14 protein-coding genes are annotated in these 15256 nt (G+C 67.7%); 6 read left to right on the forward strand and 8 right to left on the reverse strand.

All coding sequences use genetic code 11. From position 1 onward, the window contains the following. Positions 1-86: 86 nt before the first annotated feature. Complete coding sequence (locus AB0F51_RS30385) at positions 87-1127, reverse strand: CU044_5270 family protein (protein WP_360285402.1); 1041 nt, start codon at positions 1125-1127, stop codon at positions 87-89. Continuing rightward, positions 1120-1857 (reverse strand): sigma-70 family RNA polymerase sigma factor, encoded by a 738-nt coding sequence (locus AB0F51_RS30390; RefSeq protein ID WP_360285404.1) that lies wholly within the window; start codon positions 1855-1857, stop codon positions 1120-1122. The genes AB0F51_RS30385 and AB0F51_RS30390 overlap by 8 nt, the downstream gene beginning before the upstream one ends. Before the next feature lie 220 nt (positions 1858-2077). On the opposite strand from AB0F51_RS30390, the gene AB0F51_RS30395 reads away from it, so the two are divergent. From AB0F51_RS30395 to AB0F51_RS30410, 4 genes are read left to right on the forward strand one after another with little or no spacing between them, the layout of a single operon-like run. Further along, complete coding sequence (locus tag AB0F51_RS30395) at positions 2078-2359, forward strand: metal-sensitive transcriptional regulator (protein ID WP_360285712.1); 282 nt, start codon at positions 2078-2080, stop codon at positions 2357-2359. A 57-nt stretch (positions 2360-2416) separates the two neighbouring features. Then, the gene (locus AB0F51_RS30400; RefSeq protein ID WP_360285405.1) at positions 2417-2650 is read left to right on the forward strand and encodes a heavy-metal-associated domain-containing protein; all 234 of its coding nucleotides are present in this window, start codon (positions 2417-2419) and stop codon (positions 2648-2650) included. Next, positions 2647-3696, forward strand: a complete 1050-nt coding sequence (locus AB0F51_RS30405; RefSeq protein WP_360285407.1) for a hypothetical protein — start codon at positions 2647-2649, stop codon at positions 3694-3696. The genes AB0F51_RS30400 and AB0F51_RS30405 overlap by 4 nt, the downstream gene beginning before the upstream one ends. A 14-nt stretch (positions 3697-3710) precedes the next feature. Further along, the gene (locus AB0F51_RS30410; RefSeq protein ID WP_360285409.1) at positions 3711-5954 is read left to right on the forward strand and encodes a heavy metal translocating P-type ATPase; all 2244 of its coding nucleotides are present in this window, start codon (positions 3711-3713) and stop codon (positions 5952-5954) included. Positions 5955-6006: 52 nt separating this feature from the next. Here AB0F51_RS30410 and AB0F51_RS30415 read toward each other — a convergent pair whose 3' ends face one another. The 5 genes from AB0F51_RS30415 to AB0F51_RS30435 all read right to left on the reverse strand — a co-directional run bounded on the left by AB0F51_RS30415 (position 6007) and on the right by AB0F51_RS30435 (position 12012). After that, positions 6007-7551, reverse strand: coding sequence for a glycoside hydrolase family 13 protein (locus AB0F51_RS30415; protein ID WP_360285410.1), 1545 nt, complete (start codon positions 7549-7551; stop codon positions 6007-6009). A gap of 24 nt (positions 7552-7575) precedes the next feature. Continuing rightward, on the reverse strand, positions 7576-8544 hold the full coding sequence (locus tag AB0F51_RS30420; protein ID WP_360285411.1) for a carbohydrate ABC transporter permease: 969 nt from the start codon (positions 8542-8544) through the stop codon (positions 7576-7578). Further along, the gene (locus AB0F51_RS30425) at positions 8541-9470 is read right to left on the reverse strand and encodes a sugar ABC transporter permease (protein ID WP_360285412.1); all 930 of its coding nucleotides are present in this window, start codon (positions 9468-9470) and stop codon (positions 8541-8543) included. Before AB0F51_RS30425 ends, AB0F51_RS30420 begins: the two co-directional genes overlap by 4 nt. After that, the gene (locus tag AB0F51_RS30430) at positions 9470-10852 is read right to left on the reverse strand and encodes an extracellular solute-binding protein (protein WP_360285413.1); all 1383 of its coding nucleotides are present in this window, start codon (positions 10850-10852) and stop codon (positions 9470-9472) included. The genes AB0F51_RS30425 and AB0F51_RS30430 overlap by 1 nt, the downstream gene beginning before the upstream one ends. 167 nt (positions 10853-11019) lie before the next feature. Beyond that, complete coding sequence (locus AB0F51_RS30435) at positions 11020-12012, reverse strand: LacI family DNA-binding transcriptional regulator (RefSeq protein WP_360285414.1); 993 nt, start codon at positions 12010-12012, stop codon at positions 11020-11022. A gap of 87 nt (positions 12013-12099) precedes the next feature. Here AB0F51_RS30435 and AB0F51_RS30440 point away from each other — a divergent pair, with 87 nt between their 5' ends. Next, a complete protein-coding gene (locus AB0F51_RS30440; protein WP_360285416.1) occupies positions 12100-13344 on the forward strand; it encodes a DUF4032 domain-containing protein in 1245 nt (414 codons plus the stop codon). 7 nt (positions 13345-13351) lie between these two features. Here AB0F51_RS30440 and AB0F51_RS30445 read toward each other — a convergent pair whose 3' ends face one another. Then, the gene (locus AB0F51_RS30445) at positions 13352-14878 is read right to left on the reverse strand and encodes an alpha/beta fold hydrolase (RefSeq protein ID WP_360285417.1); all 1527 of its coding nucleotides are present in this window, start codon (positions 14876-14878) and stop codon (positions 13352-13354) included. A gap of 186 nt (positions 14879-15064) precedes the next feature. Between AB0F51_RS30445 and AB0F51_RS30450 the strand changes: the two genes are divergently transcribed. Next, positions 15065-15253, forward strand: coding sequence for a hypothetical protein (locus AB0F51_RS30450; protein ID WP_360285418.1), 189 nt, complete (start codon positions 15065-15067; stop codon positions 15251-15253). Positions 15254-15256 lie beyond the last annotated feature (3 nt).

A 15256-nucleotide genomic window follows, 5' to 3' on the forward strand; every position in this document is an offset into this window, starting at 1 on the left:
CCGCCCCTCTCGTTCAGACCCCCTCGGCGAGGGGGACGCTATCCTTGCAGGAGGAGACGTCCACCTCGCCGGGTTTGTTGCTCGGATCAGCGAGCCGGCCGTACGCCGATCCGGTCCGCGATGCCGGTGGTGACCGAGCTGAAGCTGCGCGCCCGGCCGCGATCCTCACCGCTGGTGGCCACCGTGCGCTCGCCGATGAAGTCACCCGAGCGCGGATCGATGATGATCTCCTGGCGCTCTTCGCCGTCGTCACTTCCGTAGGCGATGCCGACCCTGCCGTCCAGGTTCGCCGCCCGGTCCGACACCTCCAGGTGGTCGAGGTGGCCGAGCGCCCGGTACAGAGCGGACCGCACGTCGGCGGGTACCTGGCCGGTGCGCAACGCGTCCGCGGCGTACACGAGCAGTTCGGTCTCTCCACGGCTGTTGCGGGGGGCGTCCTTCTTCAGCCGGTCGTACAACGCCTTCGGATCACGCGGGAGACCGGCGGCCCACTCGGGCGTCGGGTCCTGCCAGCGGCCCGCTCTGGTGCACGGCTGCTGGCCCGCGTCCAGATAGAAGTCGCCGCACTTGGCCCGGAGAACCTCCGGCTCGCTGCCGGACATCAGCTTGTTGACGGCGTCGAAGTCCTCCTGCGAACCGCTGACCAGCTTCCGCCGGCCCGTGGACGCACTGCGCTGCATCCACTCCTGGGTCCGATCGGCCGGGATCCAGGTCTCGATCAACGACTCCTCGAGGTAGCTGACAGCCCTGTTCGGAGCAATTTCCGTCATGTTCTCGTACCAGGCGTGGGTCACCCGGTAGAGGTACTTGCCCGGTGGGACCACCGGGTCCTTGGCGACGACGTGATCCGCCGCGGCGTTCAACTCGGCCTTCGCCTCGGCGCTTCCACCCGGGGAGTTCGTTGTGATCGCGAATCCGCCCACCACCAGAGCGACGATCGCCGCGGCTGCCGTCAGCGCGTACGCCCAGCGGGGCCGGCGGCGTACCGGACGATGGACGGCTGCCAGAAAGGTGGCGCGGGTGGCGCCGAGCTCGGCCTGGTCGGTCCGGACGTCGCCGTGCAGGGCGCCGAGAGCGCGATCGAGGTCGTCCTCGGACCACAGGTCGATCAGCTTGTCGTCAGTCATGGTGCATCGCCTCCTCGGTTCCAGCTGGTGTCAGTTGAGCGCCGGCAGCCTTGCTGCGCAGTTGGCGGCGAATCCGGTGCAACCGTGAGCGAACCGTGCCGACCGGGATGCCGAGTGCCTCGGCCACTTCGACGGTCGTGAGCTCGGCCCACGAGGTCAGCAGCAGGACGTCGCGGTCGCCGTCGGACAGTTCGGCGATCGCCGGCGCGATCTGCCGGGCCATCGCCTGGGCGTCCACCCGGTCGGCCACCGGCCCGTCGTGCGAGGCCTGGTACGCCGTACTCCCGGCGTCGGCCCGTGCCGTCGCCCGGAGTCCGCGGATCTCCTGGCGGACGTGCCGGTGGGCGAGGTTGGTCGCGATGCCGTAGAGCCAGCCGCGAACGGCGGCCGTGGCGGGGTCGTAGGTCCGGCGTTGCCGGAAGGCGGCCAGGAAGGTCTCGCTGACCAGGTCATGGGCGGGTTCGGGGCCTACCCGGCGGGCGAGGTACCGGTGCAGCGGCGCGGCGTAGGTGTCGAAGAGACGACCGAACTCCACCGCCGCGTCTGCGCCACCGAGTTGGGGCCGGTCCTCGCCAGACGTGGCCCCAGCCGCGGCCGAGCCTTCGCCGGTGGGGGTCCGACCTTCGCCAGTGGTGGCCAGGCCTTCGCCCCTGGCCAGGCCTTCGCCGGGTGACGGACCGCCGTGTGTGCCGATGTCAGCCTCCGGGCTGTTGTAGCGGATGACTCTCATGCCTGTTGTTGCCCGCTGGGCGTCGCGACGTTCACGGTACGGCGCGATCGGGGTCGGCCGGTGACCCGGCGGACGCTCTGCGTGATACCCCCACCCCGTATGGATCAGGACTTGCATTCCATACCCATAGGGGGTAACTTTTCGGGTGTCGACATACCCCGCAGGGGTAGCAGTTTGGGAGAAGGAGACCGCCATGACCACCGAAGAGAGCACCGAGCACGTGCACGGGTACACCTCGGAGAAGTCCAGCCACCTGAAGCGGCTGCGCCGGATCGAGGGGCAGGTGCGCGGCCTGCAGCGGATGGTCGAGGAGGACAAGTACTGCATCGACATCCTCACCCAGGTGTCGGCGGCCACGAAGGCGCTGCAGTCCTTCTCCCTCGAACTGCTGGACGAGCACCTGTCGCACTGCGTGGTCGACGCCGCGCAGAAGGGCGGCGTGGAGGCGGAGGAGAAGATCCGCGAGGCCTCCGACGCGATCGCCCGGCTCGTCCGCAGCTGAGCTGCGCGCTACCCCTGCACCACCCCGAATCAACACATCCGAGCTAGGAGTCTTGCCATGACCACCACGACCTACTCCGTCAACGGGATGACCTGCGGACACTGCACCGCCGCCGTGACCGAGGAGCTCGGCAAGCTGCCGGGCGTCCAGGAGGTCAAGATCGACCTCAACGCCGGCGGCACCTCCGCCGTGCACGTGACGAGCGAGTCGGCGCTGGACGAGACCGCCGTCCGCGAGGCTGTCGACGAGGCGGGCTACGAGCTCGCCGCCGCACCGGGCGCGGGCGCATGACCAGGGCTGTCGCGGTCCGGCTCGGCGCGTTCGCTGGTGCACTGGCGCTCGCCTTCGCCGGCGCGTTCGCACTCGGCTCCGTGGTCGACCCGGTCGCGGCAGCCGACCCGGCGCCGCCTGGCGGCCACGCCGAGGGCATGCCCGCGGGCGAGGCCGAGGGTGGCGAGCACGGTGGTGGACACAGCGAGCCCGACGCGCAACCGCCAGGGCTCGCGGTGTCCCAGTCCGGCTACACGCTGGTGCCGAAGGCCACGTTCTTCGAGCCCGGCAAACCGCAGACGCTGAGCTTCACGATCCAGGGTCCGGACGGCAAGGCCGTCACGCAGTACACGGAGACCCATGAGAAGGACCTGCACCTGATCGTCGTACGGCGGGATCTGTCCGGGTTCCACCACGTGCACCCGACCCGGGCCGCCGATGGGACGTGGAGCATTCCGTTCACGTTCACCGCTGGTGGCACGTGGCGGCTGTTCACCGACTTCCAGCCGACCGCACTCGGCAAGACGCTGACACTGGGTGCCGACGTCAACGTCTCCGGTCTCTACATCCCTGTCCCGCTGAACGAGCCCGTGAGCGTCTACTCGGTCGACGGGTACGACGTGACGCTGGCCGGGACGCCGGTCGCCGGCAAGGAGTCCGAACTGACCTTCAGCATCAGCAAAGCGGGCAAGCCGGTCACCGACCTGCAGCCGTACCTCGGCGCCTTCGGGCACCTGGTGTCACTGCGCGGCGGCGACCTCGCCTACCTGCACACCCACCCGTCCACCGAGGCGAAGGCGGGGATGAAGGGCGGACCGGAGATCGAGTTCGGTACCACCTTCCCGACCGCCGGCACCTACAGCCTGTTCCTGGACTTCCAGCACGCCGGCGAGGTCCGCACCGCGGAGTTCACCGTGAACGTCGGCAGCACCGGTACGGCGATCGTTCCGCCCACCGAGCTGCCCAGCGCGAGCCAGACCCCGGCGCCGAGCTCGAAGCCGGGCCAGACACCGGGTCAGACACCGGGCCCAACGCCGGGGCACGAAGAAACCCCGCACGGCCACTGAAAGGAGGCCCAGCAATGACCACACCGGACAACTCCGTCGAACTCCTGATCGGTGGCATGACGTGCGCCTCCTGCGCCAACCGGGTCGAGAAGAAGCTCAACCGGATGGAAGGCGTCACCGCCACCGTCAACTACGCCACCGAGAAGGCGAAGGTGACGTTTGCCGAAGGCATCAGCACCGACGACCTGGTGGCCACCGTCGAAGCGACCGGCTACACCGCTTCGTTGCCAACTCCCCCTGTTGCCGACAGCCCCGAAGGCGCCGAGCCGGCCGATGAGCTGAAGCCGTTGCGTCAGCGGCTCATCGCCAGCATCGCCCTCGCCGTACCGGTGATTGCTCTGGGCATGATTCCCGCGCTGCAGTTCGACTTCTGGCAGTGGGCGTCGCTGACGCTGGCTGCCCCGGTCGTGACGTGGGCGGCCTGGCCGTTCCACAAGGCCACCTGGACGAACCTGCGGCACGGCGCCGCGACGATGGACACGCTGATCTCGGTCGGCGTCGTCAGCTCCTTCATCTGGTCGCTCTACGCGCTGTTCCTCGGCGAGGCGGGCACACCGGGGATGAAGATGCCGTTCACGCTGATCCCGTCCCGCGGCAGCGGCGCCGAGGAGATCTACCTCGAGGTCGCGGCCGGCGTGACCACGTTCATCCTGGCCGGCCGGTACTTCGAGGCTCGCGCCAAGCGGCGCTCGGGTGCCGCGCTGAAGGCCCTGCTCGAGTTGGGCGCCAAGGACGTCGCCGTACTGCGGGATGGCGTGGAGGTTCGCATCCCGGCGGAGCAGCTTGCCGTGGGCAACGAGTTTGTCGTCCGGCCGGGCGAGAAGATCGCCACTGACGGCGTGATCGTCACCGGCAGCAGCGCGGTGGACGCGTCGATGCTGACCGGCGAGTCGGTACCGGTCGAGGTCGGCGAGGGTGACACCGTCGTCGGCGCGACCGTGAACGCCGGCGGGCGGCTCGTAGTACGGGCGACTCGGGTCGGGTCTGACACTCAGCTGGCGCAGATGGCGCGGCTGGTGGAGGACGCGCAGAACGGCAAGGCCGCCGTGCAGCGGTTGGCCGACCGGATCTCCGGGGTGTTCGTGCCGATCGTGATCGGGCTCGCACTCGCGACCTTGGGCTTCTGGCTCGGGAACGGGTCGCCGGTCGAGGTGGCGTTCATGGCTGCTGTCGCAGTACTGATCATTGCTTGCCCTTGTGCACTGGGGCTGGCGACGCCGACCGCGTTGATGGTCGGGACCGGGCGTGGGGCTCAGCTGGGCATCCTTATCAAGGGTCCGGAGGTGCTGGAGTCGACGCAGCGGATCGACACCGTCGTACTGGACAAGACCGGGACCGTGACGACCGGGCGGATGGCGCTGGTCGACGTACTGCTGGCCGAGGGTGAGGAGCGAGCCGAGGTACTGCGGCTGGCGGGGGCGCTGGAGCACTCCAGTGAGCACCCGATCGCCCAGGCGATCGCGCGAGGCGCTGCCGATGAGGTTGGCAAGCTGGCTGCGGTCGAGGACTTCGGGAACGTGGAAGGGCTCGGCGTACAAGGGATTGTCGATGGGCATGCCGTACTGGTCGGTCGCACGAAGCTGCTGGAGGAGTGGAGTCAGTATCTGCCGTCGGAGCTTGCGCATGCGAAGGAGCACGCGGAGGCTGAGGGCAGTACTGCGGTCGCTGTCGGGTGGGACGGCAAGGCGCGGGCTGTGCTGGTTGTCGCCGACACGGTGAAGCCGAGCTCGGCCGAGGCGATCCGGCAACTGAAGGCGCTCGGGTTGCGGCCGGTGCTGCTCACCGGTGACAACGAGGCGGTGGCGCGGAAGGTGGCGGCCGAGGTCGGCATCGACGAGGTGATCGCCGAGGTGATGCCGGTCGGCAAGGTCGACGCGGTGAAGAAGCTGCAGAGCGAAGGCCGTTCGGTGGCGATGGTCGGCGACGGCGTGAACGACGCCGCCGCTCTGGCCCAGGCTGACCTGGGACTCTCGATGGGCACCGGCACCGACGTGGCGATCGAGGCGAGTGACCTGACCCTGGTCCGAGGCGACCTCCGCTCGGCCGCCGACGCGATCCGCCTGTCCCGGCGCACCCTGCGCACCATCAAGGGAAACCTGTTCTGGGCTTTCGCCTACAACGTCGCAGGCCTCCCCCTAGCAGCCGCCGGCCTCCTCAACCCCATGCTGGCAGGCGCCGCCATGGCTTTCAGCTCAGTCTTCGTAGTAACCAACAGCCTCAGACTAAAAAGCTTCCAACCCCTCACCCCCACCAAGTAACTCCCTACAGAAGGAGCGGCGAAGTGGCCGCTCCTTCTGTGCTGTCTGCAGGTCAGCGGAGCCAGGCTGTGGTGTCTGGGGGGAGTTTGGCTTCTTCCAGGGGGTTGCTGGTGAGGAGGAGCTCGGTGTGGGTGGGCAGCGGGATGGGGTTTGCGGTGAGGTTGGTGATGGAGGTGAGGTGTTCGCGGGCGAAGGCTAGGACGCCGGGGGGTGTGGTTAGCCAGGTCAGGGTGCCGTCGCCCAAGAGTCTGCGGCGGAGTTCGAGGGCGTTGCGGTAGAGGGCGAGCATGGAGTTCTGGTCGGCCGACTGGGACTCGACGGTGAGGTTTTTCCAGTCGGCGGGTTGCGGTAGCCACGTCGTACCGGAGCCGAAGCCGAACGGGGGTTCTTTGCCGGACCACGGGATGGGGACGCGGCAGCCGTCGCGGCCGCGGTCGGTGCCGCCGGAGCGGACCCAGAGCGGGTCTTGGAGCAGGTGGTCTGGGAGGTCTTCCACTTCAGGCAGACCGAGCTCCTCACCCTGGTAGACGTAAAGGCCACCGGGGAGAGCCATCGCGAGCAGGGCAGCCGCGCGGGCTCGGCGCTCGCCGACGACGGGATCGGTCGGCATGCCGTGCTTGCGGTCCTGGTGGGAGAAGGACGTGTCAGGTCGCCCGTACTTCGTCACCGGGCGGGTGACGTCGTGGTTCGACAGCACCCACGTCGGTGGCGCGCCGATCGGCACATGGGTCGCCAGCGTCAGGTCGATCGACGCCCGCAACTCCTCCGCGTCCCACGGCCGGGACAGGAAGTCGAAGTTGAACGCGGTCTGCATCTCGTCGGATCGCAGGTACAGCGCGAACCGCTCCTGGTCCGGCATCCACATCTCGCCGACCAGGAACCGCCCCTCGTACTCATCGGTGATCCGCCGCCAGCCGCGGTACACGTCGTGCACCTCGTCGTGGTCGGTGTACGACTCCTCCACACTGTCCAGGTCCTTGAACAGCACGGCCGCACTGTCGATCCGGATCCCGTCGACGCCACGGTCCAGCCAGAACCGCAGGATGGCGTGGAACTCCTCCACCACCTCGGGATTGCGCCAGTTGAAGTCCGGCTGCTCCGGCGCGAACAGATGCAGGTACCACTGGCCGTCCGGCACCTGTGTCCAGGCCGGTCCGTTGAAGATGGACTGCCAGTCGTTCGGCGGCTGCCCATCCGCTCGACCGTCACGAAAGAGGAACCGCTCCCGCTCAGGCGATCCGGGCCCGGCCGCCAGCGCCTGGACGAACCAGTCCTGCTGATCGGACCCGTGGTTCGGCACGATGTCGATGATGGTGCGGATCCCGAGCGCGTGCGCCTCCTCGATATACGCCTCGGCCTCGGCCAGGGTCCCGAAACTCGGGTCGATCGCCCGGTAGTCGGCCACGTCGTACCCGCCGTCGGCCATCGGCGACGGGTACCACGGGTTCAGCCAGATCGCGTCGACTCCGAGGTCCGCGAGATAGGGCAGCCTGGATCGCAGCCCGGCGAGGTCACCGATCCCGTCACCGTTGCCGTCGGCAAAGCTGCGCAGGTAGACCTGGTAGATCGCGGCTCCGCGCCACCACGTTTCCGACATTGCTTCTCCTTGAGGGTTTAGGGATCAGCCTTTGAGGCTTCCGGCGGTGAGGCCCGCCATGATGCTGCGCTGGAACACGAAGAAGACCAGGATCGTCGGCAGGGATGCGATCACCAGCGAGGCGATCAGCACGTTCTGCGGCATCTGTGCGGACAGCGACGCGATCCCGACGCTGATCGACATCTTGTCCGTCTCCGGCAGCACCAGCAGCGGCCAGACGAAGTCCTTCCAGACCGTCACCACGGACAGGATCGACACCACGCCGAGGATCGGCCGGGACACCGGCAGCACGATCGACCAGAGGATCCGCATCGGCGACGCGCCGTCGATCTCCGCCGCCTCCAGCAACTCACGTGGGATCGAGTCGAAGAACCGCTTGAGCAGGAAGATGAAGAACCCGTTCGCTGCCGCCGGCAACCAGATCGCCCACGGGGTGTTGAGCAGGTCGAAACCGAAGATCGGCACGTCCTTGGCGACCAGGTAGGTCGGCAGCAGCAGCACCATCGGCGGGATCATCAACGTGGCCAGCATCAGCGCCAGGATCAGCTTGCCGAAGTACGGCCGCAGCTTCGACAACGCGTACGCCGCGGTGACGTCGATCGCAAGCGTGAACAGCCACGCGCCACCGGCGTACAGGGCGGTGTTCTTCAGGAAGACGCCGAGCTGGAGCTGGTTCCAGGCGTCGGCGTAGACGCCGAAGTCGAGGCTGGTCGGGAAGAAGCTGGGTGGGATCTGGGCCAGCTCGTCGGGCGACTTCAGCGCACCGGTCACCATCCAGTACAGCGGGAAGACGAAGGCCAGCGTGAAGGCGATCACCACCACGACCAGGACGGTCCAGTAGATCAATTTGCCGCGCGGGGACTGCAACGACAACGGCGACACCAGGCTCCTGGTCTCGGAGCCGCGGGCCTTGTCCTTCTTCCTCGTACTCCGCGGCGCCGGCGCCGGTGTGGTTGCCTCCAACACCCTTCGCGGTTGCAATGTCGTTGTCATCGGCCACCTTCGTTGTCTCGGGAGACGCGCAGGTAGATCGCGGAGAACACCATCAGGACGACCATCAGCATCAGCCCCAGCGCGCCACCGCCACCGAAGTCGCCGAAGTTGAAGGCGTACTGGTACATCAGGTAGGCCACCGTGACGGTCGCGTTCTCCGGACCACCACCGGTCAGCAGGTACGGCTCGATGAACACCTGCATCGTGGCCACCACCTGGAGCAGCAGCATCACCAGGAGGATCAGCTTGGTCTGCGGAATCGTCACGTGCCAGACCCGGCGGAACAGCCCGGCGCCGTCGAGCTCGGCGGACTCGTACAGCTCGCCGGCGATGCTCTGCAACGCGGCCAGGTAGATCAGCGTGCCGGTCCCCAGATTCATCCAGGTGGAGACCAGGACGAGCGAGATCAGCGCGGTCGAGGAGGAGTCCAGCCAGCTGAGCGGCCCGAGGCCGAACACGTTGAGGATCTGGTTGAACAGTCCCGCACCGGGATCGTAGAACCACTTGAACAGCAGCACCCCGACGGCGGGCGGCAGCATCACCGGGAGATACACGACGAACCGCAAGTACGCCCGTGCGTGCCGCAACTCGTTGAGCACCACGGCGAGCACGAACGGCACCGCGTACCCGACGATCAGGGCCAGCCCGCTGAAGGCGGCGGTGTTGATCCAGGCCGACCGGAAGGCCGGATCGCCGATCACGCTGCGGAAGTTGTCGAAACCGACCCACCGCGGCGGATCGACGAAGTTGTTCTCCTGGAAGCTGAGGATCACCTCGCGGACCATCGGATACCAGGAGAAGAAGGCGAAACAGATCAGCGCCCCGCAGAGGAACCCGTACGCCGTGAGGTTCCTGCCCACCGCGCGGCGCGCCGCCCCCTGCGGAAGGGAGCGGCGCACCGGCGGCTTGGCGGCCAGTTCGGTCATCAGGTGTTCTTGGCGAGGATCTTGTTCGCCTTGCCCTCAGCATCCGAGAGCAGTTTGTCGATGTCGGCGTCCTTGCGGGTGAGGACCGCGGACATCGCCACATCCAGTACGGCGTACAGCTCCTGCGCCTTCGGCGGCTCGAGCTTGTTGGTGATCTTGGCCCGCGCCTCGACGTACGGCGTGAAGTGCTCGACCGGTACCGTCGCGAACTTCTTCCGCAGGGCGGTGATCTCCTGGCCGGGCTTGCTGTCCCCGTAGAGGTCAGGGATCGGCAGGCCGACCGGACGGCCCTGGGCCTTGGCGCGCTCGTAGTTGAACTGGCCCTGGCCCGGCGTCAGCTCGTGGAACTCCAGCCAGAGCAGGCCGGCCTTGATCTTCTCCGGGGTGGCCTTCGGGTTGAACATGTAGCCGTCGCCACCACTCAGCGACGCCTTGCCCTCCGACTCCGGTACCGGCGCGACGCCGTAGTCCTCGAACTTGCCCTGGAAGTCGTTGTTGACCGACTGGACCACGTCCGGCGCACCGATCATCATGCCGAGCTTGCCCGAGCCCATCATCCGCATCAGGTCTTCCCACTGCAGCAGCTGCTTGGTGCCCATGCTGTTGTCGTCCCAGCGCATCTTCTTCAGGTTCTCCAGCACGGCCTTGCCCTCGGCGCTGTTGAACGCCGCGTTCTTGCCGTCGTCGCTCACCATCGAGCCACCCCGGGCGTACAGCGAGGCGGCGAAGTGCCAACCGCCGGTGTTGCCCGCGCTGTACTCACCAAAGCCCGTGTAGCCCGCGCCGAGACCGGCGATCTTCTTGGCGGCTTCCTGCACCTCGGCCCAGGTCTTGGGCGGCGAGTCCGGGTTCAGACCGGCCTGGGTGAAGAGCTTGCGGTTGTAGACCAGGCCCATGTTGTAGTTGTTGCGCGGCAGGCCGAAGGTCTTGTCGCCGTCCTTGAAGACGCTCTGCACGTCCGCCCGGATGTCCTTGAGTGCCTTCACGTCACCGACGTACTGGCTGATGTCGGCGGCCTGCTTGGCCTTGATGATCTTCTGGACGTCGGTGTAGTAGACGTAGAACACGTCCTCCTGGGTACCGCCGGCCAGCTTGGCCTGGAAGGTGTCCGGGTTGATGCAGGGGAACGCGTCCTTGCTCTGGATCGTGATGTTCGGGTGCAGCTTCTGGAAGGCCGCCACGTCCTCGTCCCAGCCGGCGCGTTCCTTCGGGTTGCTCTTCGGCGGCTGGCATCCCACGGTGATCGTCACCGGCGCGTTCGCGTCGCCCGACCCCTGGGCGGCCGGCTTGTCCTCGTCCCCGGATCCACAGGACGCGGCCGCCAGGCCGAGCCCTGCCACGAGCAACAGGCTGAGTGCCCTGCGGTGGCTCGTTGTCCTCATAGATCTGCCCCTCTGCTCTCGAATGTGGTCCGTACGGTAGGCAACTCGACCGAAGAGCGCAATACTTCGATGAGATATTGCAAGAACAGGACGACGGCTCGGAATGTGAGGGCATGCCAAAAGGGCGAAGCAGGTGGTCACCTACTTCGCCCTGAGTGATCGATCAGTTACCCAACGGCCTTCGCCGTCGAGGCGCGCACCACCAGTTCCGGCTCGAACAGCAACTCGTCGGCCGGTACTGCGGCGCGCTCGATCAGCGCGACCAGCATGTCGACCGCCGCGCGGCCCATCGCGTCGATCGGCTGCCGGACCGTGGTCAGCGGCGGATCGGTGCAGTTCATCATCGCCGAGTCGTCGTAGCCGATCACCGAGACGTCGCCGGGCACCGACAGGCCGGCCCGGCGTACCGCGCGGATCGCTCCGAGGGCCAGGATGTCGCTCGCGCAGACGATGCCGGTGACGCCTTGTTTCACCAGCCGGGTGGCGGCCGCGTGCCCGCCCTCGAGCGAGAACATGGTGTGTTCGACCAGCGCGGGATCGGCCTCCGGCGAGGCCAGGAACGTGTCCAGCTTGCGCCGGGAGGGGATGTGGTCACGCGGGCCGAGCACCATCCCGATCTTCTGGTGTCCCAGCGCCCGTAGGTGTCCGAGCGCCATCTCGGCGGCGACCACGTCGTCCGACGAGACCTGCGGGAAGCCGAGGTGGTCGACGGCCGCGTTGACCAGCACGGTCGGCAGCTTCCGCTCCTGGATCAACTCGTAGTGCGCGTGCGGCGCATCGGCCTGCGCGTAGAACCCGCCGGCGAAGACGACACCTGAGACCTGCTGCTGCAGGAGCAGGTCGACGTAGTCGGCTTCGGACACTCCACCGACCGTCCGGGTGCAGAGCAAGGACGTGAAACCTTGCTGGGCCAGTGCTCCCCCGACGACCTCGGCGAAGGCGGGGAAGATCGGGTTCTGCAACTCCGGCAGGACCAGTCCGACCAGGCGGGCGCGGTCGCCGCGCAACTGGGTCGGCCGCTCGTAGCCGAGCACGTCGAGCGCGGTCAGCACCGCCTCGCGGGTCGCCTCGGAGACCCCGGGTTTGCCGTTCAGCACCCGGCTGACGGTCGCTTCACTCACGCCGACCTTCTTGGCCACCTCTGCAAGACGTCGAGTCATAGCGCAAACACTACGCCATATTCCGCAAGTTCTTGCGGCCGCTTACGTTCGTTACCCGATCCGTCAGGAACTGAGACACTGGTCGACGTGCCTCGTTTCGTCGCCACCCGCCCGGACACCGGACTGCTCTCGCTCCCGTGGGACATCCCGCTGGAGGACTGGCCCGACGACCAGCTGGTCGCGCTGCCGCGCGGTATCTCACGGCACGTGGTCCGCTTCGTCCGGGTGAACGGCACCGTGTACGCCATCAAAGAGGTGATGGAACACCTCGCGATGCACGAGTACCGGCTGCTCCGCGACCTCGAACGCCTCGACTCCCCGTCGGTCGAGCCGGTCGGCGTGATCACCGACCGGGTCGACAAGAACGGCGAACCGCTCGACTCGATCCTGGTCACCAAGCACCTGCAGTTCTCCCTGCCGTACCGCGCGCTGTTCTCCAGCACGCTGCGACCGGACACGGTCAACCGGCTGATCGACGCGCTCGTCGCGCTGATCGTCCGGATGCACCTGCTCGGGTTCTTCTGGGGCGACTGCTCGCTGTCGAACACGTTGTTCCGGCGCGACGCGGGCGCCTTCGCGGCGTACCTGGTGGACGCGGAGACGGGCGAGCTGCACCAGGACATCTCTGACGGGCAGCGCGCGCACGACCTCTACACCGCCGAGATCAACCTGTTCGGTGAGCTGTCCGACCTCGAGGAGGGCGGTCTGCTCGACGCGGACATCGACCCGTTGGAGACGATCCACTCGATCACCGCCCGGTACGAGGCGCTCTGGAAGGAGCTGACCGCGCCGGAGGAGTTCCACTCCGACGAGATGCACCGGCTGGACTCGCGGATCCGGCGGCTCAACGAGCTCGGTTTCGACGTCGCCGAGATCGACATCATCACCGACTGGGACGGCAGCCAGGTCCGGATCCAGCCGAAGGTCGTGGACGCCGGCCACCACAGCCGCCGGCTGCTCCGGCTGACCGGCCTCGACGTCGAGGAGAACCAGGCCCGCCGGCTGCTGAACGACCTGGACTCCTTCGCCGCCTCGACCGACCAGCAGAACGAGGACGAGGAGATCGTCGCGCACCAGTGGCTGACCGAGGTCTTCGAGCCGGTCGTCCGCTCCGTACCGCGCAACCTCAACCGCAAGCTCGAGCCGGCCGAGGTGTTCCACGAGGTCCTGGAGCACCGCTGGTTCCTCTCGGAGCAGGCCGGCCACGAAGTCGACACGATGGAAGCGGCCCGCTCCTACGTCGACGAGGTCCTAGCCGCCAAACCAGACGAGAAACTAACCCTCCCCCCAGCCCCGCCCCCCGGCACCACCATCGACCCCGACCGCGACTGACCGCGGGTTACGACCCGGCACTTCTGGGGGGCTGGATGCCTGGGCAGCCCCGGTCTATCTGGCCGGTTTCGAAGTAGGTGACGACTTCCGCTGCGCAGGCCGGGACCTTGGTGGTGGAGACATGGGCGTCGTCGGCGACCGTGTAGATCGTGCCGCCGATGGTGTTGCGGGTCTGACGGGACCAGTCGTAGACGGACATGAACTCGTAGCGGTGAGCACTCAGGACCAAGGAGCCGGTGGTTGGGCGGAGGGTGGCTTGCTGCGGCCGGAGTGGCCAGCGGGAGCAAAGGGCGGTGGTGCCCCAGGCTCGTCCGGTCACCGGAAGACGCTGCTGGAGTTTCTGGTAGTCGTGCCAGGCCCTCTCGAAGGTCGGGCGGCTGCTGTCCTCATTGCAGGTGACAGCCAGGTTCATGGTCATGTTCTGCATCTCGGGTGCGCCCGGAAGCGGCGCGGACGGCTGCCTACCGAGTAGCAGCTTGACGGTCGGCGGTGCGACCGGGCCCGTCGCGGTGAGCAGCTCGGACAGGGCCTGACCCGCGGGGACCCACTCGGTCGACGTACGGCCGGCCAGGTTGGCGATCACCGAGCCGTCGATCGGTCGCGGCAGGTCGGCGTACAGCTTGGGGTTGGCGTCGTACGCCTCGACCAGCCTCAGCACCTGCGCCCGCACCTGCTGGGCTGTCCTGCCCAATCCGTACGTCGTCTTTCGATCCGCCAGCCACGCCGCAAAGCGCCCGAAGTTTCGCTCCATCGCCGCAGCACTCTCCTGGATGTGCCGGTCGAAACGGGTCCACGGCGGTGCGGGGCTGTCCAGGAAGACCCGTCCGGTGTTCTTCGGGAACAAGCTCCGGTACACCGCGCCCAAGCGGGTGCCCCAGGAAAAGCCGAGCAGGTTCAGCGTGCGGTCACCCAGCGCGGCCCGCACCTGGTTCACGTCCTTCGCGACGGTGTCGGTGGTGAGCTGCCCGATGAACTCCGGATCCGAGTTCGCGCACTTGTGGTTGACGACCACTTGGGCGTCGTAGATCTTGCGTGCCATCTGCTCGGTCAGCGGACCCGGCCGGTCCGGACCGTTCAGGGGGAGCTCGCAGGCGACCTTGGTGCTGTAGCCGACTCCCCGGGGATCGAAGCCGATGATGTCGTACTGCTCGTTCAGCGAAGCCATCTCCTGGTTGCGGAGCATGACCCGCAGGACCGGGTCGAGATATCCACTGCCACCGGGACCGCCGGGCAGCACGGCGACGCTTCCTCTCTTGTCACCGGTGGCTGCGAGTCGCGTCATCGCGATCTCGATCGTCCGCCCGCCGGGATCGTTGTAGTTCAACGGCACCCGGACCGTCCCGCAGTCGAGCCGGTCCATCAAACCGCGGAACGTCGCGAGCTGATCCGGAGCAACACCCAAGCTCCGGATCACCTCGTCGGAGTACCTGGGGCACGACTTCCACGAAACAGCCGTCGCAGCTCCAGCCGGCGAAAGCTGCGCAGCCACCACCGCCAGCACCACCACAGCGCCGAGCAAGCATCGAATTCTCATGCCCCTGATCCGACCATCCCCAATGTTTCCTCACCGTTTCCCCCCAGGACGAAGCGCCGGCTTCCCTCCTCGGCGGAGGCCGGATGGTGGGTTCGGCGTGGCGTCGTCGGAGATTCGTTCGGACTTCTGTTACTCAACCCCGCGCGGATCATCGTCGGCGGCGAACTCGCGCGGGCCGGGGACCTGGTGCTGGAGCCGATCCGCGCCACCTTGCGCCGGACCGCGATGGGCCTCACCCGCGACGCCGAGGTGGTCGCCGCGGAGCTCGACCTGGGGGCCCGCGCGGGCGCGTCCGGCGCGGCCGCTCTGGTCCTGCGACAGACCGACCAGTTGGTCACTGCCCTGCTCGCCGCCGGGAGAACGCCAACCGAATGAGGC

This window comes from Kribbella sp. NPDC023855, from assembly GCF_040639475.1.
GTDB lineage: Bacteria > Actinomycetota > Actinomycetes > Propionibacteriales > Kribbellaceae > Kribbella.

Bases quoted from the DNA above. Each gene is read 5' to 3' on its own strand.
- AB0F51_RS30385 (WP_360285402.1), bottom strand. From the start codon at position 1,127: ATGACTGACGACAAGCTGATCGACCTGTGGTCCGAGGACGACCTCGAT.
- AB0F51_RS30390 (WP_360285404.1), bottom strand. From the start codon at position 1,857: ATGAGAGTCATCCGCTACAACAGCCCGGAGGCTGACATCGGCACACAC.
- AB0F51_RS30400 (WP_360285405.1), top strand. From the start codon at position 2,417: ATGACCACCACGACCTACTCCGTCAACGGGATGACCTGCGGACACTGC.
- AB0F51_RS30405 (WP_360285407.1), top strand. From the start codon at position 2,647: ATGACCAGGGCTGTCGCGGTCCGGCTCGGCGCGTTCGCTGGTGCACTG.
- AB0F51_RS30410 (WP_360285409.1), top strand. From the start codon at position 3,711: ATGACCACACCGGACAACTCCGTCGAACTCCTGATCGGTGGCATGACG.
- AB0F51_RS30415 (WP_360285410.1), bottom strand. From the start codon at position 7,551: ATGTCGGAAACGTGGTGGCGCGGAGCCGCGATCTACCAGGTCTACCTG.
- AB0F51_RS30420 (WP_360285411.1), bottom strand. From the start codon at position 8,544: ATGACAACGACATTGCAACCGCGAAGGGTGTTGGAGGCAACCACACCG.
- AB0F51_RS30425 (WP_360285412.1), bottom strand. From the start codon at position 9,470: ATGACCGAACTGGCCGCCAAGCCGCCGGTGCGCCGCTCCCTTCCGCAG.
- AB0F51_RS30430 (WP_360285413.1), bottom strand. From the start codon at position 10,852: ATGAGGACAACGAGCCACCGCAGGGCACTCAGCCTGTTGCTCGTGGCA.
- AB0F51_RS30435 (WP_360285414.1), bottom strand. From the start codon at position 12,012: ATGACTCGACGTCTTGCAGAGGTGGCCAAGAAGGTCGGCGTGAGTGAA.
- AB0F51_RS30445 (WP_360285417.1), bottom strand. From the start codon at position 14,878: ATGAGAATTCGATGCTTGCTCGGCGCTGTGGTGGTGCTGGCGGTGGTG.